The 23,109-nt window shown below is 32.2% G+C and carries 15 protein-coding genes and 1 pseudogene; 11 read left to right on the forward strand and 5 right to left on the reverse strand.

Features of this window, described 5'->3' with window-relative positions:
* A pseudogene (locus ACFQ0S_RS05090) lies at positions 1–2,868 on the reverse strand (hypothetical protein); the annotation flags it as partial.
* 21 nt (positions 2,869–2,889) lie between these two features.
* Positions 2,890–3,492, reverse strand: a complete 603-nt coding sequence (locus tag ACFQ0S_RS05095) for a hypothetical protein (RefSeq protein ID WP_379758458.1) — start codon at positions 3,490–3,492, stop codon at positions 2,890–2,892.
* Between the two features lie 639 nt (positions 3,493–4,131).
* On the opposite strand from ACFQ0S_RS05095, the gene ACFQ0S_RS05100 reads away from it, so the two are divergent.
* From ACFQ0S_RS05100 to ACFQ0S_RS05140, 9 genes are all read left to right on the forward strand, one after another.
* Entirely contained in the window at positions 4,132–4,611 is a 480-nt protein-coding gene (locus ACFQ0S_RS05100; protein WP_379758455.1) for a nucleoside deaminase, read from the forward strand.
* An 11-nt stretch (positions 4,612–4,622) separates the two neighbouring features.
* On the forward strand, positions 4,623–6,023 hold the full coding sequence (locus tag ACFQ0S_RS05105; protein WP_379758452.1) for an FAD binding domain-containing protein: 1,401 nt from the start codon (positions 4,623–4,625) through the stop codon (positions 6,021–6,023).
* Positions 6,020–8,272 (forward strand): xanthine dehydrogenase molybdopterin binding subunit, encoded by a 2,253-nt coding sequence (locus ACFQ0S_RS05110; RefSeq protein WP_379758449.1) that lies wholly within the window; start codon positions 6,020–6,022, stop codon positions 8,270–8,272. The genes ACFQ0S_RS05105 and ACFQ0S_RS05110 overlap by 4 nt, the downstream gene beginning before the upstream one ends.
* A gap of 144 nt (positions 8,273–8,416) precedes the next feature.
* On the forward strand, positions 8,417–9,337 hold the full coding sequence (locus ACFQ0S_RS05115) for an XdhC family protein (RefSeq protein ID WP_379758446.1): 921 nt from the start codon (positions 8,417–8,419) through the stop codon (positions 9,335–9,337).
* Positions 9,338–9,437: 100 nt separating this feature from the next.
* On the forward strand, positions 9,438–10,763 hold the full coding sequence (gene allB, locus ACFQ0S_RS05120; RefSeq protein ID WP_379758443.1) for an allantoinase AllB: 1,326 nt from the start codon (positions 9,438–9,440) through the stop codon (positions 10,761–10,763).
* Positions 10,745–11,764 carry an allantoicase gene (gene alc, locus ACFQ0S_RS05125; RefSeq protein ID WP_379758440.1) on the forward strand — a complete coding sequence of 340 codons (1,020 nt, stop codon included), beginning with the start codon at positions 10,745–10,747 and terminating at the stop codon, positions 11,762–11,764. Before allB ends, alc begins: the two co-directional genes overlap by 19 nt.
* Before the next feature lie 83 nt (positions 11,765–11,847).
* Positions 11,848–13,182 carry a urate hydroxylase PuuD gene (locus tag ACFQ0S_RS05130; protein WP_379819057.1) on the forward strand — a complete coding sequence of 445 codons (1,335 nt, stop codon included), beginning with the start codon at positions 11,848–11,850 and terminating at the stop codon, positions 13,180–13,182.
* A 6-nt stretch (positions 13,183–13,188) separates the two neighbouring features.
* Positions 13,189–14,037, forward strand: coding sequence for a 2-oxo-4-hydroxy-4-carboxy-5-ureidoimidazoline decarboxylase (gene uraD / locus ACFQ0S_RS05135; protein ID WP_379758434.1), 849 nt, complete (start codon positions 13,189–13,191; stop codon positions 14,035–14,037).
* Between the two features lie 62 nt (positions 14,038–14,099).
* Positions 14,100–15,434 (forward strand): DUF6986 family protein, encoded by a 1,335-nt coding sequence (locus ACFQ0S_RS05140; protein ID WP_379758432.1) that lies wholly within the window; start codon positions 14,100–14,102, stop codon positions 15,432–15,434.
* 67 nt (positions 15,435–15,501) lie between these two features.
* Here the strand turns inward: ACFQ0S_RS05140 and ACFQ0S_RS05145 are convergent, their stop codons facing one another.
* Genes ACFQ0S_RS05145 through ACFQ0S_RS05155 form a run of 3 tightly spaced genes read right to left on the reverse strand, consistent with a single transcriptional unit; the run spans position 15,502 to position 17,196 of the window.
* Complete coding sequence (locus ACFQ0S_RS05145; protein WP_379758429.1) at positions 15,502–16,266, reverse strand: superoxide dismutase; 765 nt, start codon at positions 16,264–16,266, stop codon at positions 15,502–15,504.
* A 7-nt stretch (positions 16,267–16,273) separates the two neighbouring features.
* Positions 16,274–16,543 carry an acyl-CoA-binding protein gene (locus ACFQ0S_RS05150; RefSeq protein ID WP_379758426.1) on the reverse strand — a complete coding sequence of 90 codons (270 nt, stop codon included), beginning with the start codon at positions 16,541–16,543 and terminating at the stop codon, positions 16,274–16,276.
* 2 nt (positions 16,544–16,545) lie between these two features.
* Positions 16,546–17,196 carry a phosphatidylserine decarboxylase family protein gene (locus ACFQ0S_RS05155; RefSeq protein WP_379758423.1) on the reverse strand — a complete coding sequence of 217 codons (651 nt, stop codon included), beginning with the start codon at positions 17,194–17,196 and terminating at the stop codon, positions 16,546–16,548.
* Between the two features lie 404 nt (positions 17,197–17,600).
* Here ACFQ0S_RS05155 and ACFQ0S_RS05160 point away from each other — a divergent pair, with 404 nt between their 5' ends.
* Both ACFQ0S_RS05160 and ACFQ0S_RS05165 read left to right on the forward strand, forming a co-directional pair.
* On the forward strand, positions 17,601–20,552 hold the full coding sequence (locus tag ACFQ0S_RS05160; protein ID WP_379758420.1) for a chemotaxis protein CheB: 2,952 nt from the start codon (positions 17,601–17,603) through the stop codon (positions 20,550–20,552).
* 39 nt (positions 20,553–20,591) lie between these two features.
* Positions 20,592–23,063 (forward strand): PAS domain S-box protein, encoded by a 2,472-nt coding sequence (locus tag ACFQ0S_RS05165; RefSeq protein ID WP_379758417.1) that lies wholly within the window; start codon positions 20,592–20,594, stop codon positions 23,061–23,063.
* The last annotated feature ends 46 nt before the right edge of the window (positions 23,064–23,109 follow it).

Here is a 23,109-nt window from a genome sequence, read left to right on the forward strand (position 1 = left end):
TGTTCCTGAAGTTACCCAAGCGCAAGTTGCAGTATTAAAGGCTCTCGTTTCGTAACATGCTAAAGTAGTAGTTGGTTCAACAGGTTTTGTTCCTATAATATCCCAAGAACAAGTAATTGTGTTAAATGTAGCGGTTTCGTAACAAGCTAACGTTGGTTTTGGTACCGATGGACAAATTACAGTTATATATACAATAGCCGTATCACAATTTGACAAACTACCATTTTCACATATTTTGTAAGTAATAGTATAATTTCCGGATGGAGTTCCAGAAGGAACAGTTATTTGTCCATTAGTGGCATTAACAAAAGGAACTAGACCTCCATTAATAGGGTTCGCAGGATTAAGAATCGTTAAAGTAACTTGACTTGTACTTGTTTGATTTCCATTTAAAGTATCAGGCCCATTTCCGTTGTTATTAAATACATTACCTAAATTTAAATTTCCAGTTAAGCCATTTACACCACTAAAAGCATCATCATTAGCTACTATTTTTTTACATTTTGAGATCGTAAAAGGGAAACGACATTCACTATTTCCTGGAGGAATTGCATAATAATTTACTGTCGATCCATCTACTAATGGAAAAGGATTAGTTTCTGTATATTGAATAGATGACATGGTTACTGGATAACTATCATAAAAAAGAGATCCAGCTGGAAAGTTAGAAGCTATAGCTGATGGCGTTACTAGATTAGTTCCATTGCAATACGAAAAGTTTCTTACTAATGGTGCATTTTGACAGTTTGAAGCAACATAACTTGCTCCGTTAATTCCTATTGATAATGCTTGAGCAATTGGTTGTCCAAGGCAAGAACCATTTGCAGTATATCCTTGAATTAATTTAGTTCCAGTAAAAGCGATACGAGTTGTTGCACCTATACCTGAAGCTGTTCCTTCAACAAAAATGGTGGTTCCGCAGCTTACGTTGCTTAAAATTTGACAATCAAGAGTTGCTTTTATTTTGAAACTTAATTTAGCCAATAGCGTGTTAGGATTTGCTGGGTAAGGTAACCTGCCAAAATCCCAAACAATAGAACCTGTTGCTCCTAAAGTAGGATCAAAAGAAATAGTATTTGGTGTTGGAAGGGGAGAAAATAGAATCGTTCCTACCGCACTTCCAGCCACATAAGTTGCATTATAAGGTATAGGTACAATTATTTTGTAATTATCAATTGCTTCAGTCCCTAAGTTTTTTACGTCTACATTTAAAGCTATTTCTTGCCCTGGTAATGAAGTATATGGTTGCGAAGTTACAGGAACATTATTAATTGATTTAGCAGTTAATACTCCTTCCACTTCAGGTATATATGCATCTACTGCCATAGCAATAACAAAAATTGAATAAGTGTCACCATTATTAACTGCAGTTCCGTATTTAAATTTAGTGGCAGTTTGATTATGACCAATAACTAAATTCCCGCTATTAGGTACATTAAACATACTGATGTCAATACCTGTATTGTTTTGTAAATTTGGATTTCTAAAAGCACCACCTGTATTTATAGAAGAGTTAAAGAAATTGGTAGCAGAGTTTCCTGAGTGATTTAAACTTAAAAAACTAGCATCACTCTTTTTTTGAATTTGAAAATAATCACCTGTAAATGAAACGTCACCTTCACTAGCCATTAGTCCTAATTTTACTCCAACATCACCTGTTTGTACCGTGTTAAAACCAGCAACATCTAAATCAAAACCTGAAGCATTTCCAGCTTGCACATAGGCATAACCATCAAAAATTGTAACATCGCGGTATTTCATTTTAGCATTTTCATACACTACAATTATACCCCATCCCCCAGAATAACCAGTTCCACCAGGATTTCCTTCTAATAGAGCAATGTCTGCAGCAAAATATTCACCAATACCATTTTGTTTTACATATGTAGTAATTTCTTTATATGCGGTAAAAATATCATCATTCGTCCCTCCAGTTGGATAATAAATATCACTTGCATTTGCCGTAAACTGAGTATATGCGGATGAGTTAGGTCCTTTTAATGAAATAACTCTTTTATCATAATTTTTAGTCACTGTGGTAAACGCGGGAATTGTTCCTGAAACATTGACTAAAGCAAATGATGTGTTTTGAGTGTTTGCAGTACTCAAATTAGTTGCAGCACTTCTTATTAATTTATTGATTTTTATAGTAACGCTTCCATCAGTAATACTGAAAGGAGTTGTTAAAGTTGCTTCAGTATTAGCACCATTTACAGTAACGGGTACATTTATTTCTGCATCATCATTTACTTTTACAGTAACTCTGTTGGCAGCACTACTATTGTAAAAATTAAACACATAAGTTATACCATTACCAGTAAATGTATAAATTGGGTTTCTGTTTGAGTTACTTGGATTGTTTCTAGTTACAGACAAAGCATAATTTGTATTGGTAATATTATCATCATGCTCTAAAGTCAAATTAGTATTGATAGATTGTGTACCATTTGGAATTTGTTTAGTAGCAGTAAAAGTATTATTTGGAGATGATTTTCCTGTCCAATACAAACCTGCATAAACAATATTAGAACAACTTGGTACAGCACCATTCTCTGTAGATAAAGCTAACGTAGAAGACGATGAATTCCAAGTATTTGGATCATTATCAACATCTACATATTGCATGATTTGACCGTTGTTGTTTTGTGAGTTACTATACACAGGAATTGTTAAGTTGGTATTACCTAACATGGTAAAATCACCTTTTACATTGTATATAGTTTTACCCGTAGAAAATTGGGAAGTCCTTTGTTTAAATGGAACTGCAACTTGAGCATTTGTAGTAATTGTTGTTGCAAATAAGATACCAATTATTACAATTAGACACTGAAGTTTATTGTTTATCGATTTGAAGTATATATTTTTCATAATAATTTAATTTATCAATAATTATTGACTTTTGTCACCATTTTCGATAGTGTAGAATACTGTATATTTTTCATCATAGTTACGAATCATTTTAGATAGTATAGATTCGGTAATAATTACACTAGAATATATATGAACATATTTTAATTTTTTAAAACTTGAAAATACAGACAAATCAATAGTAGAATTTAACTCGTTCAGATTGTTGATTTTGATAGTTACAATTTCAATATTGTTTTTTAATAAATTTGAATTGTTTAATCTATTTAGGTTTTGAAACTCTACAAAGAAACTTTTTGGATTTTCACCTATGGTTTTCACCTCACTAGAGTTGAAATAAATAGAAGGTTGATTATCATAAAGTAATTTCTCCAAATTTGTTTTTTCAGGTTTACTTTTTCTAGCGGAGGAATTTTTATTTTTTAAAGCAGAAATATAAGTCTTAACCTCCATGATTTTTGGAGCATCTTCATCAATTTTTCTAGTTTGACCTGAAATAGTAACATTAAAAAATAGAGCTATTAACAATAGAATTAGTCGCTTCATAACTGAAATAAAGGGTTTTTCAAACAACTTATAAGTGTTCAAATGATTAATAAATTGGTTTGGGACATTTGTTTTCATAATATTAATATTTTAATTCTTATGTTTAATAATATTTTTCAAAAATTTACAATTTTCCTTAAGTTATTATTTAGCCAAATTACTCACAAAAATGATTTATAAATAATTTTGTCTACGAATTGCAATAAAATCAGTTCAAATGTTATATTCTATCCTTTTTACCTATTTTTTTAGCATTATAATATATTAATTTAAATATTTTTTAGTTAAATAAATTATTTGCTATTTTATAAGATACATGGCTTAAAGTTAAATTTAACACTTTTTGACATTTCAAATCTACTTTTAAAATTAATAACTGCCAAAAAAATAATCGATTAAGTACAAAAATAACAGATAAAGTGCTAAAAACATAACTTTTTATATGTAAAATATTACAAAAAAATAAGTTAATTATATATTATAACAACACAAGGTTTGAGAATTAGATTTAGTTTAAACATTTTATTTTGCCTAAATTAATATATTTAGCATTAAAATAGCTTTGAATTTATCAAAATGGATTACATTATATTACATGCTAAAGTAAAATTATAGAAGATTAAAGAATAAATAGAATTCATAACGAAATCATTCGTTTGTTAATTAAAAAATATATAATTTCAATATTTTCATTTATATTTACAAAAAAATATAAAAATGCGCTCAAATAAACAAAATGAATTTATGCAGGAAGCCATTCGGCTTTCTATTGATAATGTTGCATCTGGCAAAGGTGGTCCTTTTGGAGCAGTAATTGTTAAGGATGGTAAAATAATAGCTCGTGGAGCAAATGGAGTAACTTCAACTAATGACCCAACTGCGCATGCCGAGGTGGTTGCTATTAGAAATGCTTGTGCGGCATTAGGAACATTTCAATTGGATGGATGTGAAATCTACACGAGTTGCGAGCCTTGCCCGATGTGTCTTGGTGCTATTTATTGGGCAAGACCTGATAAAATGTACTTTGCAAATACTAAAAAAGATGCTGCTGATATTAATTTTGATGACCAATTTATTTATGAAGAATTAGAGCTACCTTATCTAAATAGAAAACTACAAACTGAACAGATAATGCGTGATGAGGCGCTTGAAGCCTTTAAACTGTGGTCAACAAGTATCGCAAAAATTGAATATTGATACCTTAATATATGATTGAATTCATTTTAAACAATCGGCTTATTCAAACCGATAATCCCGCAAGTACGACATTACTTGATTTTATTCGCTATGATGAAAATTTACGAGGTACTAAAATTGGTTGTCGTGAAGGCGACTGTGGTGCATGTACTATATTAATAGGTAGTATGCAAAATGGTAAGTTGAATTACATGAGTGCGACATCATGCTTAACACCATTGCCAAATGTGCATGGGAAACATGTGGTAACTGTAGAAGGCCTCAATTTAACCGATAGATTAAACCAAGCACAACAAGCAATGGTAGATTGCTCAGGAACACAGTGCGGTTTTTGTACTCCTGGTTTTATAAACTCCATGTGCGGTTATGCTTTAACTACTATAGAACCTAACTTAGAAAGTGCTATAAGTGCTATAGATGGAAATATTTGTCGTTGTACTGGATACAAATCTATAGAAAGAGCCTCTGCAATATTGACTGAAAAATTAATAGAAAAAGACAAAGAATATCCTTTAAATTGGTTAATAAATAACAATTTTATTCCTAGTTATTTTTCAAAAATTGAAGAACGATTAGCAGATTTAAAATCAGATTATACTTCAAATGACGGTGTCCCTATAGGAGGTGGTACTGATTTGTATGTTCAAAAACATGATGAATTGCATGACATGAATTTGAATTACCTTTTTGATAAAAAACATTTAAATGGAATCGACTTTGAAGGTAAAAGATGCGTGATAAAATCCGAAGTGACTGTTTCCGATTTAATAACCAATTCCACTTTATTAGAAGCCATTCCTAATTGGTATAATTATCTAAAACTGGTTTCCTCAACACCAATTAGAAACATAGGAACTATAGCTGGTAATTTAGCAAATGCATCGCCTATTGGTGATTTTACCATTATATTATTGGCAATGAAAGCGACAATAACTTTAACCAATAAAGCAAATGAAAACAGAAAGTTGCCTCTTAAAGATTTTTATTTAGGGTACAAAACACTTGATAAATCCAATGATGACATTATTTCTGAAATTTCATTTGAATTACCTTCAACTAATAGTCAATTTAATTTTGAAAAAGTTTGCAAGCGCCAATATCTCGATATTGCTAGTGTAAACACAGCTTGTACAATTGAAACAAATGGTGAGGATATTATCGACGCTGATTTTTCTATAGGAGGTGTTGGTCCAATACCTAGATATTTAGAAAAAACAAGTGCTTTTTTGATCCACAAAAAAATGGAACCAAGTAGTATTTTACAAGCTGAACAAATTTTACAAACCGAGTTAGCGCCTATTAGCGATGCAAGAGGAACAAGTGATTACAAACGATTGTTAGCAAGACAGTTGTTTTTTTCTCATTTTATAACACTTTTCCCAGAAACCATTAAAATGGAGGATTTGATATGATTAATATAGATGCTCACAATCACGTAAAAGGAAAGTCCATTTATTTGGATGATATTCAAGAATTAAAAGGAACATTATATGCCTTGCCGTTTGATGCTACGGTGGCTCATGCCAAAATAGTAAGTATCAATTTAGAATCTGCAATGAAGGCTCATGGAATAGAAACCATTCTTACTGCTAAGGATATTCCTGGAGAAAATCAAATAGGTGGAATTATTCCAGACGAACCTCTTTTTGCGGATGGTGAAGTTCATTTTAGAGGTCAAGTTATAGCTTTAATTATAGGAAAATCTGAACATCATTGCCGACAAGCTGCAAAGCTCATCAAAGTTGTTTATGAGGAATTACCCATTATTACTGATGCAAGAGAAGCACAAGCTCAAAACAAACTAATTATGCCGCCAAGGTCATTTACACTTGGAAATACTTCCGAGGTTTGGTCTACATGCGATTATGTTTTTGAAGGAAAAACGGAGGTAAACGGACAAGAGCATCTTTATATAGAAACTCAAGGCGCTTATGCTAGGCCTAAGGAAGACGGAAGTATTATTATTTCTTCCTCAACACAAGGACCAACTGCTGTTCAAAGAATGGTGGCTAGAGTACTTGGGATTCCTATGCATAAAATAGAAATTGATACCGTTCGTTTGGGTGGAGGATTTGGAGGAAAAGAAGATCAAGCTACACCTTGGGCAGTAATGGTTGCATTAGCTTCTCAACTGTTGCATAAACCAGTAAAAATGGCTATGCATCGTATGGATGACATGCGAATGACAGGAAAAAGACATCCTTATTCCGCCGATTTTAAAATTGGTCTAACCAAAGATTTAAAAATCATAGCTTACGAAGTAACTCATTATCAAAATGCTGGGGCTGCTGCCGATTTATCTCCAGCAGTAATGGAGCGTACTTTATTTCATTCAACAAATGCATACTATATTCCAAATGTTTTAGCAAAAGCCTACAGCTGTAAAACTAATTTACCTCCAAACACAGCCTTTCGTGGTTTTGGTGGACCACAAGGTAAATTCGTTATCGAAGCTGCAATTGTAAAAGCTGCTGAATCAATCGGAATTAGTCCTGCAGTGATTCAAAAAGCAAATTTAGTTGTAGATGGTAATGAATTATCTTATGGTCAAATTTTACAACAAACCGAAGCACATCATACTTGGGATGAGTGTATGAATAGCTTTCAATATAATATTCAAAAAGAAAGAGTTGAAACATTTAATGCTACTAATTCAAGATTTAAAAAAGGTCTTGCTGTACAGCCTATTTGTTTCGGAATATCATTTACAAACACCATGATGAATCATGCCCGTGCTTTAGTACACATATATCATGACGGAAGCGTTGTGGTAAGTACAGGCGCTGTTGAAATGGGGCAAGGAGTAAATACTAAATTGCTTCAAATTGCTACCGAAACTTTTGGAATTAAGCCTTCTAGTGTTCGAATAGAGTCTACAAATACTTTGAGAGTAGCAAACACCTCTCCAACTGCCGCTAGTGCTGGTGCCGATTTAAACGGAAAAGCCTTACAAATGGCATGTAATGCACTTTTAGACCGATTAAAAGCGGTCGCAAATCAAGATTTCGAAAATGCAACAATTGCAATAAATGATGAAGTTATTTATGCAAATGATGAAAAAACAGAGGTAACATGGCATCAATTAATTACCAAGGCTTTTACACAAAGAGTTGCATTGAGTGAGAATTCGCATTATGCGACACCAACCATTCATTATGATAAAACAAAAGAGAAAGGACATCCTTTTGCTTATCATGTATACGGGACTGCAATTATAGAGGTTACGTTAGATTGCTTGAAAGGGGTTTATAATTTTGATAGTGTAAATATTGTTCACGATTTTGGAAAGAGTATGAATGCAACTATCGATAATGGACAAATAGAAGGTGGATTAGTTCAAGGAATTGGTTGGATGACACTAGAAGAGATTATTTATAACAATCAAGGACGATTGGTTTCTAATGCTTTATCAACTTATAAAGTTCCAGATATCTACTCGGTTCCAAAGGAAATAAACATAAAACATTTAGATACTGCGGGTCACGAATTAGCGATTAATAAATCGAAAGCTGTTGGAGAGCCACCATTAATGTATGGTTTAGGAGCTTATTTCGCCATTAGAAATGCTGTTAAAGCATTTAATCCTAATGTTGATTTGGCTATAAATGCACCATATACACCTGAAAAGGTTTTGATAGACTTATATAGGACGGAGCGTTAAGACCCGAGGCTAAAAGCCGAATTGTGCGAAGCAAAAATGTCCAGTGGACATTTTTAGCGAACGGGCCAGAAGGAGCAGTGGCATCTCAGTAACGATAATTCCTGTATCCTATTGGTGCCATTATCAAAAAAAAGAACTTGAATTATGGTTTTAGATTTTTATGCCAAACTAAAAGAACAATTGCTTCATGAAGAAAGAGTAATTTTAATGGTAGTAATTGACAATGAAGGTAGTAGTCCGGGAAGAAAAGGGTTCAAAATGTTTGTAACTAAAAGTCAAATGTTCGGAACAATAGGAGGAGGAATAATGGAACATAAATTGGTTGAGTATGCTCAAAGGCTGCTGGAAAAACCTGTTTTTGATCCTTTTGTAAAAAAACAAATTCATGATAAATCAGCCATAAAAGATCAATCAGGAATGATATGCTCTGGGCAACAAACCATTGCTTTTTATGATTGTGGTAAAGCTTTTCTTTCAGTAATTGAGAAAATTTTAAATCAAAACAACAATTTTATTTTTTATACGAATAAAAATATTGAAACTAATGAAGTTGAAAATGCAGAATATTTTTTTAAAGAATCAACTCAATTAGTTCAAAAAGTATACATAATAGGAGGTGGGCATGTTGGTTTGGCTTTAAGTGAAGTGTTGTCTAAGCTTGATTTCGAAATTCATATTTTAGATCATAGAGATAATTTGAATACAATGAATGCGAATAGATTCGCTCATTTTCGAGAAATCATCGATTTTGAACAGATAGAGAAACACATTCCTAACGGAGACTCTATATATGTAGTGATTATGTCATTTGGTTACCGAACAGACGATATTATTTTAAGGCGATTAATCAATAAGAATTTCAAATACATAGGAATGTTGGGTAGTAAAGAAAAGATAGCTACATTGTTTGCAAATATGATGGCTGATAATTTTGATAAAGATAGACTTGCAAAAGTATGTGCTCCAATTGGTGTTGCTATTAAAAGTGAAACGGCTTATGAAATTGCCATTAGTGTAGCAGCTCAGATAATAAGTGTTAAAAATCGCAATTTGATGATCAATTAGATGTTGGTTTTTAACAATGTCGCAAACAATTATTCGGTTTTTAGTATAATTAAAGATACATTTGTGTTAGTATAAATAAGATTAAAATTGGTAATAAAAAGTGCAAGCAAGAAAAATATATAGCAATCGAGTTTGGATAGAAAACAAACTGCAACCAGCTACTGTAAGTTTAATAAACAATAGTATTACTGCTATTGATTTAAAAAAATTAAATGATACTGAGGACTTTGGTAATGCTGTAATTATGCCCGGAGTTATAGATGTTCATGTGCATATTAACGAGCCAGGACGAACAGAATGGGAAGGTTTTGAAACCGCCACTCAAGCAGCAGCTGCAGGAGGAACCACTACAATAATTGATATGCCTTTGAATGCAAGTCCTGTAACTACAACTTTACAAGCGTTTCAACAAAAATTAGATGCTTCAGTAGGAAAAATGAATGTTAATGTTGGTTTTTATGCTGGACTAATCCCAGGAAATATTCCACATTTAGAATCGCTATTGCAATCAGGAATATTAGGAATAAAATGCTTTTTAACACATTCTGGAATTGATGAATTTCCAAATGTTACTGAAAAAGATTTAGACGAAGCGATGCCAATAATTGCTAAATACAATATCCCATTATTAGCACACTGCGAATTATATGATAAAGAAGTTGATTCTGATTTTGAAAATCATCCAACTAGCTACCAACACTATTTAGCCAGCAGACCAAAAAAATGGGAAAATGATGCAATAGATTTAATGATTAGAATGTCTCGCAAACACAATTGCCCAGTTCATATTGTTCATGTTGCATCTGCAGAAGCATTATCTAATATTGAAGCGGCCAAAAAAGAAGGTTTACCCATTACAGCTGAAACATGTACACAATATATTTACTTTAATGCTGAAGAAATTCCCGATGCCAATTGCAAATACAAATGTGCACCACCTATAAGAGAAAAAGCAAATAATGACCAATTGAAAGAAGCTTTTGTTACTGGTGTTTTAGATTTTATAACCACAGATCATTCTCCAGCACCACCAACAATTAAAGAAATCGAAACTGGCAATTTAAAAAAGGCTTGGGGTGGCATAGCAGGAATTCAGTTTTTATTGAGTGGTTCATGGACAGCAATGAAAGATACAATGACATTAGAACAATTCATTCCGCTTGTTACTTCAAAACCGGCAAGTTTTATCAAAGCCAATACAAAAGGAACAATTGCTCTTGGAAAAGATGCTGATTTTGTAATTTGGAATCCTGAAGACACTTCACTTATTAGCGAATCAGATGTTTTATTTAGATATAAAATAAGTCCTTACATTTCACAAATACTAAATGGTGTTGTTTTAGAAACAATAGTAAACGGTGAAACTGTTTATAAAAATAAATCAATTACGAATAAAAATAAAGGAATATGGCTTTTGCAAAAGTAACAGAAATAATTAAAGAATCACCAGCATTTACTCAACTTACCGACTTAGCTGCCGAGCGATTAGGCGGTAAAGTGTTGTTTGCTACTGATGATTTTTTTGCTGAAAAAGAAAACTTAATTGCACCAACTCGCGGTGTTTTTATTACAGACAAATATACCGATAGAGGAAAATGGATGGATGGTTGGGAAAGCCGACGTAAAAGAACTCCTGGACACGATTGGGCAATTATTCAGTTGGCAACCTCTGGAAAAATTACAGGTTTTGATATTGATACTAATTTCTTTTTAGGCAATCATCCACCACACGCATCTATTGAAGCGATAAACATTACCAATGCTGACGGGATTACCAATTGGGAAAATTTAGAATGGAAGGAAATTTTACCAAAATCACATTTAGATGCGGGTTCTCAGAATTTCTACGAATGTAATAGTACTGAAATTTACACGCATTTACGTTTACATATATACCCAGATGGAGGTGTGGCTCGTTTAAGAGTATATGGAGAAGTATTTAAAAACTGGGATGCCGTTGCTGCCAATCAGGAGATTGATTTAGCGGCCGCAATAAATGGAGGTCAAGCCATTGCTTGCAACGATATGTTTTTTAGTGCAATGGGAAATTTAATCTTGCCAAATCGCGGAGCAAATATGGGTGATGGTTGGGAAACCAAAAGAAACCGAACTCCAAATAATAGAGATTGGGTTATTGTAAAACTGGCACATAAAGGAACTGTAGATAAAATTGTTGTAGACACTTGTCATTTCAAAGGGAATTACCCTGACAGTTGTTCTATTGAAGCTTGTGTTTCAGAAACTGATGATGTTGAAAATACTGCAAAATGGGAAATACTATTGCCACAACAAAAACTAAGTGCTGATACTATTCACGAGTTTGTATCTCAAATCAATCCATCAAACGCCATTACACACATACGATTAAACATTTTTCCCGATGGAGGAATTAGCCGATTACGAATCTTTGGTAAAATAAGTAAATAGTGATTATAAGTACATTTATACTAGTTGTTTTATATGTAGTTTATTTTGGTGTATTAATTACGCTGGGATATGTTTCCTATAAAATGCCTAAATTTAAAATTGGTAATTCTGAAGAAAATTCAGAGGAGACTTCAGAAATAAAAGTAACGAGTCAAAACTATATCTATACAGGTATTCTTTTAGCTATAATTGGAATTCTTGTAAATACCTATATAATAGTACAAGGGACACCTCTAGAAAGCCACATGATGGAATGGCTCAACATTGTCATTCGATTAATGCATATTACTTTTGGTATCGCTTGGATTGGAGCCTCTTTTTATTTTGTATTTCTTGAAAATGCATTAAATAGAACCGAAGACGTTAGAGATGAATTGGCTGGAAATCTTTGGGCAGTTCACGGTGGTGGATTTTATTATTTAGAAAAATACAAAATAGCTCCTAAATCTATTCCTAAACATTTGCATTGGTTTAAGTACGAAGCTTATTTTACATGGCTTTCAGGTTTTTGTTTGTTGTTTGTTGTTTATTATTTTAATGCATCTGCTTTAGTTATCGATAAAAATGTATTAGATATTTCTGCTACTCAAGCCATTTCAATTGGTATTGGATCATTCGTAGTATCTTGGATAATTTATGATTTCATGTGCAAATCCAGATTAACAAAAAATCAATTGGCTTTTTCAGTAATTGGTTTTTTAATTTTAATAGGTTTTGCTTGGTTTTATTGTCAAGTTTTTAGTTCGAGGGCAGCCTATATTCATTTTGGTGCTATGATTGGCAGTTTAATGGTTGCTAATGTTTTCTTTGTCATTATTCCAGCTCAGAAAGCGATGGTTCATGCTGCAAAAATGGGATTGCCTTTAGATCCTACTCTTGGTAAAAACGCATTAGCCCGTTCCTTACACAATAATTATTTTACTTTACCTGTATTATTTGTTATGGTAAGTAATCACTTTCCATCTACATTTGGATATGAATATCCTTGGCTCATCTTGGCAATTATTTCATTAGGCGCAGCAGGAGTAAAGCACTATTTAAATCTCAAAGAGAAAAAGCAACTCAACGTTTGGATATTGCCTGTTTCCATTTTGATTCTTCTGGCAGCAACTTTTATTTCAGCTCCAAGTACTAATCCTTACGAATGCAAAAAAGAAGTAAGTATCGTAGAAGTGCAAGAGATTATCCAAAAGCGATGTGTGCAATGCCATTCTTCTTCACCAACAGATGAAGTCTACAAAGTTGCTCCAAATGGCGTAATGTATGACACTCCAGAAGATATAGTGAAAAAGAAAGATTTAATCATGCAACGTGTGGTTATTACCAAAACGATGCCTCAGAACAATAAAACAAATATTACTGATGAAGAAAGAAATATTCTTCGTTGCTGGATTGAACAAGGCGCAAGCCTCAAATAAATAGTTATGACATTATCTCAATTTAATACTTTAGAGACTTCAATTGCAGCCAAACATCTGATGGATTGTTGTGGTTCGAACAAATGGGTTTCTAACATGATGACTCATTTTCCTTTTACTTCTGAAAAAGTCTTAGTAGATCTATCAGCAAAAATTTGGTATGACGAATGCGGAGAAACAGATTGGAGAGAATCATTTACACACCATCCAAAAATTGGTGATGTAAAAAGTTTAACCGAAAAATTTGCAGGTAAAGAACAAGCTGGAGTTGCAGTTGCAACGATTGAAACTATCGAAGCTTTGGCGGAAGCCAATACCGATTATGAAAATAAATTTGGATTTATCTTTATAGTTTGTGCTACAGGAAAATCGGCAAACGAAATGTTGCAAATTCTTTTAGATAGGCTAAATAATACTCTTCAAGAAGAGTTACACATTGCCATGGGCGAACAGCAAAAGATTTCCATTATTCGTTTCAAAAAATTATTAACCGATGGTGATTTTAGTTTTTTGAAAGTAAGCCAAATAACCACTCATGTTTTAGATACTGCTCTTGGTTTGCCAGGTAAAAACATTTCAATTAGGCTACAATCAAAAATAAATAATAGTTGGCAAACCATTTCGCAAGGAATTACAAATGCCGATGGTAGAATTCCAGATTTATTACCCCAAGAAAGAACTTTAAAACCAGATACTTATAAAATGGTTTTTGATACGGGTTCGTATTATGCCAATCAAAATCTAAAAACCTTTTATCCAGAAGTCGAGATACAATTCAGCACTTTTGATGAAACCCATTACCATGTTCCATTGCTAATTAATCCTTTTGGTTTCAATACCTATCGAGGTAGCTAAATTTTCAATTTCAATTACAATATCAATTACAATAAATATATAACTTATAATTCATAACTAAAATGACAATTCCTTCAATAAAAAAAGAACAATTGTTCCAAAGTTTAAGTCAAGCCAATACCACTTTTAACGAAATATATCCAGGGGATAGAAGCGACCGTCAACCTGTGCATACCTTATATGGTGGTGCCAATCTTTTTAAATCAGATGCGCCAATTCTTTTAGGAAATAGAGCATTAGAAATATTAGAAGCCTATGCGCCTAATCATGAAGTATTTGGAAAAGCTTTCGGTTTAACTGGTGGTAATGATTTTAGCAAACGCATTTATGATAAAGTAGTTGCTAAATTAAAATCAGAAGCCATTGAAGATTTCCGAATAGACTTTGAAGACGGTTACGGTAATCGAAGCAATGAAGAAGAAGATGCAACGGCAGTGACTACTGCCCATGAAGTTGCTAAAGGAATGAAAGAAAAAACACTTTCTCCATTTATAGGAATTAGGATTAAACCGTTTACCGAAGAGATGAAAGAAAGAGGTTTACGAACTTTAGATATTTTTATTAGTACTTTAGTAAAAGAAACAGGTGGCAAATTGCCTGATAATTTTGTGGTCATGTTGCCTAAAGTAACTATTCCTGAACAACCAGAAACGTTAGCTAATTTTTTTACCATTTTAGAAGATGAATTAGGCATAGCAAAAGGAGTTCTAAAAATGGAAATGATGGTAGAAACTACACAAGCCATTATGGACATAAACGGAATCAATCCATTATATCGTTTTATAAAAGCGGCTCAAGGGCGTTGCATTGCTATGCATTTTGGTACATACGATTATACGGCGAGTTGCAGTATTACGGCTAAATATCAAGAAATGGATCATCCTGTTTGCGATTTTGCCCATCATGTTACAAAAGTAGCTTTAGCACATACTGGAATTTGGTTAAGCGACGGGGCTACGAATACCATGCCTATTGGTCCACATCGCGGTGACTTAACACCTGAACAAGAGGAAGAAAACCGTCAAGTGGTGCATAGAGCTTGGAAAAAAGGATACGATCACATTCGTCATTCATTGTGGAACGGCTATTATCAAGGTTGGGATTTGAATCCTGCGCAGTTTCCTATGCGTTATGCTGCGGTGTATGCATTCTTTTTAGAAAGTTATGATGATGCTGTGGATCGTTTGAAAACTTTCGTAGAAAAAGCAGCTCGTGCAACTTTAATTGGAGATGTTTTTGACGATGCCGCTACCGGACAAGGATTATTGAATTATTTTCTGAGAGCTTTAAATAGTGGAGCAATTACTGAGGAAGAAGTTTTGGCTACTGGCTTGACTTTAGAAGAAATTAGAGGGCGTTCGTTTAAGAAAATATTAGAAAATAGAATAGCGAAATAAATTAAAGTTTATTCTTTTCTTAATGTCATAAAAAAACGCTACAGAATTTGTAGCGTTTTTTTATAAATCATTTTATAGCTTCTTCATATCGTTCACCAATTTTTTTCCAATTAATGACATTAAAAAAAGCATCGATATATTTTTTTCGTTTGTATTGATATCCTAAATAATAGGCATGTTCCCAAACATCTAATGCTAAAATTGGTGTTCCCTTAATTTCGGCATTTGGCATTAATGGATTGTCTTGATTTTGTGAGCTTGTGATTTGTAATTTCCCTGCTTTATCAGTAATCAACCACGCCCATCCTGATCCAAATTGTTTAGTTGCAACATCTTTAAACTGTGATTTAAAGACTTCAAAAGACCCAAAATCTCTAGTAATTGCTGATGCCAAAGTGTCTTTAGGTTGTGATGCTGCTTTTGGCGCCATACTTTCCCAAAAAACGGAATGGTTGTAATAACCACCAGCATTGTTTCTTAAATCATCATTGCTAGTGTCTAATCTTTTTAGAATTTCTTCAATAGTCAAATTTTCTGATTCTGTTCCAGCAATAGCTTTATTCAGATTATTGGTATACGTTAAATAGTGTTTCGAATAATGCATTTCCATCGTTAAAGCATCAATATTTGGTGCTAAAGCTTCATAAGAATATGGCAACTTAATCATTTCAAATGTGCCTTCATCTGCTTTTACATCATCAGGCATACCAACTGTTATTTTCTCCTCGGCAGATGGAAGAGGAACTTCAACTACTTCAGTTAATTTTTTATTGTTACAGGAAATAATCATAAGAGTACATACACTTATGAAAAAAAGTATTTTTTTATTCATGTTAGCTTTATTTTTTTACTAATGAATTAATTATTTCAATATAGGATTCCTTTGCTTCGTCAGCGCTAATATGACTAATTTGCATCCATGCATTAGTTTTGAAGGCGTCTCTAATATGAAAGGATGAGGTTTGGTTTAGTTCTAAATTTCCATAGGTAGCTTGTTTGTAAAAAGCATAAAGCCGCAATTGAACATCCTGTGGTAAAGACGCTTGAGTCATTTCATCAGCAATCGCAACCGCCTCTTCGAATCTAGTATTTAAATCTTTTAAGGTCATTATTATTTAATGGCAATAATAGTTTTTCCTCCTACTGCTTTTTCATTTAATTGCACATTAATTTTAGTTCCCAAAGGTAAAAATAAATCTACTCTCGAGCCAAATTTTATAAAACCAGCATCTGTTCCTTGAATCACTTGCATGCCTTCTTCGGCGTAATTAACGATACGTCTAGCCAATGCACCAGCAATTTGTCGATATAAAATTTCACCAAAAATTCTATTTTCTATAACAACGGTTGTTCTTTCGTTTTCAGTACTCGCCTTTGGATGCCAAGCTACTAAATATTTACCTGGGTGGTATTTACTAAATTTTACTTTTCCGTTAACAGCATATCGAGTGACATGAACATTTATTGGAGACATAAAGATGGAAACTTGTATGCGTTTATCTTTAAAATATTCGCTCTCAAAAACCTCTTCAATTACCACAACTTTTCCGTCTACTGGAGCAATAATATGATTATCGTTAATTGCAACGTCTCTTTTAGGATTTCTAAAAAACTGTAAAATCAGTATTAAAAATAACAATACAAGAACTTCAACCGCTTTTTTTAGCCAAAATAGTACAATGAAATGGTCTGCTAATAACAAAAGAGCAACAGTTGATGTAGTTGCAATTAATATGATTTTTCCGCCTTCTTTATGAAACATAATGAAAATATATGTGTTTATTTAGTTGTTAACCAGTTGATTGAATGTCTAAATGGCTTTTAGTATGTCTATTAGCATGAATATTTTGTTATTCTTTAACAAAAAATCCTCTTAAGTTATTAGAGGATTTATTTTCAATAATAATTTCTATATCATTAAATAGATTTACAAAAGTAATAAAAATTACGGATTATCGATACCCTTTTATCATAATCTAACCTAAATGAACTTTTCGTTTGTTGGTTTTTGCTAGTCCATAATAAGTTTTATAGTCTATAAATAAAGTATGAATTGCTATGCAAGTTTTAATTTTTTATTTACCTTTATAGGAGGAAAATTTTGCAATAATGAAAAATAAATAATTATTAAAAAATAATTTTTATACATAATTTGGTGTTAAAGATATGGCTAATAAAGAACGTAAAAGCTTTCCAATTGTTGGTATTGGTTCTTCTGCAGGTGGATTAGAAGCATTGGAGCTTTTTTTTAAAAATATGCCTAAAGACAATGGTATGGCTTTCATAGTCATTCAACATCTTGATCCAACTCGAGTTGGTCTTTTGCCAGAAATATTACAACGAATCACTAGCATGAATACCAGTGAAGCTATTGATGGAATTTTGTTAGAACCCAATTGTGTTTATGTTATTCCACCAAACAAAAGCATTACACTATTTCATGGTACATTACGTTTGTTTGACCCTATAGAATCTAGAGGTTTTCGTTTGCCTATTGATATCTTCTTTCGCTCTTTAGCAGACGATCTTCAAGACAAAAGCATTGGAATAATACTTTCAGGTATGGGCTCAGACGGCAGTATAGGGGCAAAAGCCATTAAGGAGAACAACGGTTTTGTATTAGTCCAAGATCCAAGTACTGCAAAATTTGAAGGGATGCCCCAAAGTGTTATAAATGCTGTTAAAGTAGATATTATAGCTCCTGTTGAGGATTTGCCATCAAAACTAATTTCAATAACAAAGTTTATTCCAAAAATAGATAAAAAATTAGAAATTGATAGTGTAGAAGCAAGCAATATCGACAAAATAATAGTGCTATTACGTCTAAAATCTGGAAATGATTTTTCTTATTATAAAAAAAATACTATATATAGACGTATTGAAAGAAGAAAATTTGTTCACCAAATAGATACTTTAGAAAACTACGTTCGCTTTTGTCAAGAAAATCCGAAAGAAGTAGAAATCCTTTTTAAAGAATTACTAATAGGGGTTACTCATTTTTTTCGTGATCCCGCAGTATGGGAAATGCTAAAAGAAAAAGTGCTGCCTGATTTGTTAAATGAATTGCCTGACGGAACAATACTACGGGCATGGGTCCCTAGTTGCTCAACAGGAGAAGAAGCCTATTCATTAGCCATCATTTTTAGTGAAATTATTAAAAATAGGTTTGAAAATAAAAAATTCAACCTACAAATTTTTGCAACTGATATTGATAGTGAAGCCATTGAAAAAGCACGAAAAGGTTTTTTCTCAAGTACTAATGTTGAAAGTATATCCAAAGAACGTCTCCAATCCTTTTTTACAGAAGTTGGGGGCAATTACCGCATTAACTCTTCTCTTCGAAAAATGGTTGTTTTTGCTGTTCAAAATATAACTAAAGATCCACCTTTTACAAAACTAAATATGGTGAGTTGTCGCAATTTGTTGATTTATTTAGAACCCGAAATGCAAAAAAAAATTATCTCATTATTTAGCTATAGTCTTAATACTAATGGTATTTTAGTACTTGGCAATGCAGAAACTCTAGGTAATTTTAACGATGTATTTGAAAATATAGACCCTAAATTAAAATTATACAAACGCACTAAACTACAATTTGCATCTAAACTTTCTAATTTTCCAAGTTACTTTTCAAATACAAATATAAATACTACAGAAGTTACTATGACAAAAACTAAAGTTACTGAAAACATACAAACACTTACTGACCAAATTATATTACAGCACTATTCACCCGCAAGTGTATTGGTAAATGATTCAGGAGATATCATATACATTACCGGACGAACAGGAAAATACTTGGAACCTCTTGCTGGTAAAGCAAACTGGAATATTCTTGCTATGGCGCGTGAAGGCTTACAACAAGAACTGTTAATTGCTTTTCGGAAAACCAATGATAATTTTAAACCCATAACCATAAAGGATATAAAATTAGAAAATGATGGGCTTCCTTTTTTTGCAAATATTACTGTACAGCGCATAGAAAGTCCAGAGGCTTTAAAAAACATGATTCTGGTTATTTTTAATGATGTAACCAATCTACATCAACAGGAGATTAAAAATGCAAAAATAAATAAAGTTGATTCTATTGGAGATTTAAAAGAATTGAAAATGGAGTTGAGTAAAAGTTTTGAAGAACTTAAAAACACAAAAGAACAAATGATAATCTCTCAAGAAGAACTTAAATCTGCCAATGAAGAATTGCAATCTACAAATGAGGAATTACAATCTACTAATGAAGAGCTCACTACTTCAAAGGAGGAGATGCAAAGTATGAACGAAGAGTTACAAACTGTAAATACAGAATTGCAAAGAAAAATAAGTGAGTTTACACAAGCAAATACGGATATGAAAAACTTGCTCAATAGTACCGGAATTGCTACTCTTTTTCTTGACAAAGAATTAAATATCAGAAGATTTACCGATGAAGTAAATACAATTTTTAAAATACGCAGTACCGATTTAGGCAGACCAATTAATGAAATAGTAACCGATTTGATATATCCAGAAATGGAAAATCATGCCGCACAAGTAATAAAAAGCTTGATAACGGTAGAAACCATAATTAGTACTAAGGATGCAAGATGGTTCAATATCCGAATTATGCCCTATAGAACTATTGATGATCGCATTGATGGAGTTATAATAACCTTTTTTAATATCACTGTTAATAAAAAATTAGAAATTGAACTTAAAGAAGCCAACAAATTAATTCAGTCAAAACAAAAAGAGATTAAGGAATCTGAAATTGAGTATCGCAATTTTTTTGAATCAGCAAAAGAGGGAATTATTATTTTGAATTTTAGCACTGGTAGCATAATAGATGTAAATTTATTCCTAATCCGATTATTAGGCTATTCTAAAGAACAATTTCTAGAAAAAAAAATATGGGAAATAGGATTGTTTCAAGATATCATTAAAAATAAGACTAAATTTTTAGAACTAAAACGAAAACAATACATACGCTATGAAAACTTACCGCTTGAAACTGTTACTGGAAAAAAAATAAATGTTGAGTTTATCAGTAATGTTTATTCAGGAAATAATCAAAAGATTATTCAATGTTTTATTCGGGAAGTTTCCAGAGAAAAAAAAGAAGAGCAAAATAAAAACCAATAATTTAATTTGCAATAGTAAATTATTTCATACCATTTTGTCATGGAAGGCAACAAACCTAAATCTGAATTTGGAAGTTTAAGAAAAAAAGCGGAAGCGCTTATAAACGAAAAAGCGAATTCTGAAGACCAGTATTCCTATTCGTCTGCAATTCAATTTATTCACGAATTGGAGGTTCATCAAATTGAAATACAATTGCAAAATGAAGAACTTATATTAGCCAATAAAAATGCTAAAGAATCTTTCGAACAATTTATTAAACTATATGATTTTGCTCCTATAGGCTATTTAACACTTTCTGAAGATGGCAGTATTTTAGAATTAAACTATAAAACAGCCAGTTTATTAGGTAAGGAACGCTCTTCTTTACTAAACAAATTACTTGGGTTTTTTATTTCAGAAAAATCTAAGGGTATTCTAAATACCTTTATTAAAAAAGTGTTTGATAGCGATACCAATCAATACTGCGAATTAGTTGTTGATTCTGATACTTATTCTCCCAAGTATTTATCACTTAATGGAATTAAAACTAAGGAAGGAAATCAATGTTCTGTATCTGTATCTGATATTACAGTGAGTAAGATGGCGGCAGAATCATTAGAAAAAAGTGATGTTTTGCTTAAAAAATCACAAATCATAGCCAAAATTGGAACCTATATTCTTGATTTTTCTTCCGGAAAGTGGTCAGGTTCGGAAGTTTTGGATACCATTTTTGGAATTACTATTGATTTTGATAGATCAATATCAGGCTGGGTTTCAATTATTCATCCAGATTGGCAAGAAATGATGATAAAATATTTCACTGAAGAAGTAATTGGCGGGAAAACCAAATTTGACAAAAAATATAAAATCATTAGACAGAATGATCATGAGGAACGATGGGTTCACGAACAAGGTGAGCTGTTATTCGATGAAAATAATGAACTTAAAAAAATGATTGGTACTGTTCAAGACATTACTATGAACCTTCTTGCAGAAGAAAAACTAAATCAACTTTCTCAGGCAGTTGAACAAAGTCCGTTAGCCATAATTATTACTGATATTCAAGGTGTTATTGAATATGCTAACCCTAAATTTGTAGAGATGAGCGGCTATAATTTAGAAGAAACAATAGGTCGCAATCCACGAATATCAAAATCAGGACACACTTCGCCTACTCAGTATAAAAAGATGTGGCAAACGATAACCTCTGGTAATGTATGGCATGGTGATTTTCATAACTTAAAAAAAGACGGTACTCCTTATTGGGTATCAGCAGCTATTTCACCTATTCAAAATCCAGAGGGTGTAACAACGCACTTCCTAGCCATTGAAGAAGATATCACGTTAAGAAAAAAAACCGAACAGGACTTAATAGAAGCCAAAGAGCATGCTGAAGAAAGTGATCGATTAAAATCAGCTTTTCTGGCTAATATGAGCCACGAAATCAGAACTCCTTTAAATGGAATTTTAGGATTTACTAATTTGCTAAAAGACCCTACATTATCGTTTATAGAGCAACAGGAATATCTTGAAATAATAGAAAAAAGCGGTAGTCGATTACTTAATATTATTAATGATATAATAGATATTTCTAAAATTGAATCGGGACAAATGGAAGTTTCACTCACAGAAACTAACATTAATAAACAATTAGAATTTATTTATGCTTTTTTTGAACCTGAAATCAAAAATAAAAATATCGAATTTATTTTACAAAATAACCAATCTCAAAATGAACTTATTATTACTACTGACAGTGAAAAAATCTATGCTATTCTCATCAACTTGGTTAAAAATGCTATAAAGTTTACGAATAAAGGGAAAATTGAATTTGGCTATACTTTAAGAAAAGATAAACAACCAGCAGAATTAGAGTTTTTTGTTAAAGATTCAGGAATTGGAATTCCAAAAAATAAGATCGAAACCATATTTAAACGTTTTATACAAGTCGATATCTCTGACAAAAGAGCATATCAAGGATCAGGACTAGGGCTATCTATTTCTAAAGCTTATGTAGATATGTTAGGTGGTAAAATATGGGTGAAAAGTACTTTAAATGAAGGGTCAACTTTCTATTTTACAATTCCATATCATTCAGAGCATCAAATTAAAGATTTTGAAACTACTGACAAAGGAGAAATAAAGAATGAACATCAAATTAAAAATTTAAAAATTCTAATTGTTGAAGATGATGAAATATCAAAATTATTACTTTCAAAAGTTGTTTCTCCTTATGCTAAAGAAATTTTAAAGGTTAGTAGCGGACTTGATGCCATTGCGATATCTCATGCTAATCCTGATGTTGATTTAATTCTTATGGATATTAATATGTCAGAAATGGATGGATATGAAGCAACCAGACAAATTCGCGAATTCAATAAAAAAGTAATTATAATTGCGCAGACTGCCAATGTATTAACTAGTGATAGAAAAAAAGCATTATTAGCTGGTTGTAATGATTATATATCAAAACCTATAAATAAGTCTCATTTGAACGATTTAATTCAAAAATACTTTAAAAAACGTGTTTAAATTTATAGAAAGTCAATTAAAATTTATGAATATAAATTAATTTTTC

Origin of the sequence: Flavobacterium myungsuense, from assembly GCF_042677265.1 — a bacterium.
Classification (GTDB): domain Bacteria; phylum Bacteroidota; class Bacteroidia; order Flavobacteriales; family Flavobacteriaceae; genus Flavobacterium; species Flavobacterium myungsuense.

What these genes read in the sequence shown, in the direction of transcription:
- ACFQ0S_RS05105 (WP_379758452.1), top strand. Translation starts at nt 4,623, where the DNA reads ATGATTGAATTCATTTTAAACAATCGGCTTATTCAAACCGATAATCCC.
- ACFQ0S_RS05140 (WP_379758432.1), top strand. Translation starts at nt 14,100, where the DNA reads ATGACAATTCCTTCAATAAAAAAAGAACAATTGTTCCAAAGTTTAAGT.
- ACFQ0S_RS05145 (WP_379758429.1), bottom strand. Translation starts at nt 16,266, where the DNA reads ATGAATAAAAAAATACTTTTTTTCATAAGTGTATGTACTCTTATGATT.
- ACFQ0S_RS05095 (WP_379758458.1), bottom strand. Translation starts at nt 3,492, where the DNA reads ATGAAAACAAATGTCCCAAACCAATTTATTAATCATTTGAACACTTAT.
- ACFQ0S_RS05160 (WP_379758420.1), top strand. Translation starts at nt 17,601, where the DNA reads ATGGCTAATAAAGAACGTAAAAGCTTTCCAATTGTTGGTATTGGTTCT.
- ACFQ0S_RS05155 (WP_379758423.1), bottom strand. Translation starts at nt 17,196, where the DNA reads ATGTTTCATAAAGAAGGCGGAAAAATCATATTAATTGCAACTACATCA.
- ACFQ0S_RS05150 (WP_379758426.1), bottom strand. Translation starts at nt 16,543, where the DNA reads ATGACCTTAAAAGATTTAAATACTAGATTCGAAGAGGCGGTTGCGATT.
- uraD (WP_379758434.1), top strand. Translation starts at nt 13,189, where the DNA reads ATGACATTATCTCAATTTAATACTTTAGAGACTTCAATTGCAGCCAAA.
- ACFQ0S_RS05165 (WP_379758417.1), top strand. Translation starts at nt 20,592, where the DNA reads ATGGAAGGCAACAAACCTAAATCTGAATTTGGAAGTTTAAGAAAAAAA.
- ACFQ0S_RS05110 (WP_379758449.1), top strand. Translation starts at nt 6,020, where the DNA reads ATGATTAATATAGATGCTCACAATCACGTAAAAGGAAAGTCCATTTAT.
- ACFQ0S_RS05130 (WP_379819057.1), top strand. Translation starts at nt 11,848, where the DNA reads ATGCCTAAATTTAAAATTGGTAATTCTGAAGAAAATTCAGAGGAGACT.
- alc (WP_379758440.1), top strand. Translation starts at nt 10,745, where the DNA reads ATGGCTTTTGCAAAAGTAACAGAAATAATTAAAGAATCACCAGCATTT.
- ACFQ0S_RS05115 (WP_379758446.1), top strand. Translation starts at nt 8,417, where the DNA reads ATGGTTTTAGATTTTTATGCCAAACTAAAAGAACAATTGCTTCATGAA.
- ACFQ0S_RS05100 (WP_379758455.1), top strand. Translation starts at nt 4,132, where the DNA reads ATGCGCTCAAATAAACAAAATGAATTTATGCAGGAAGCCATTCGGCTT.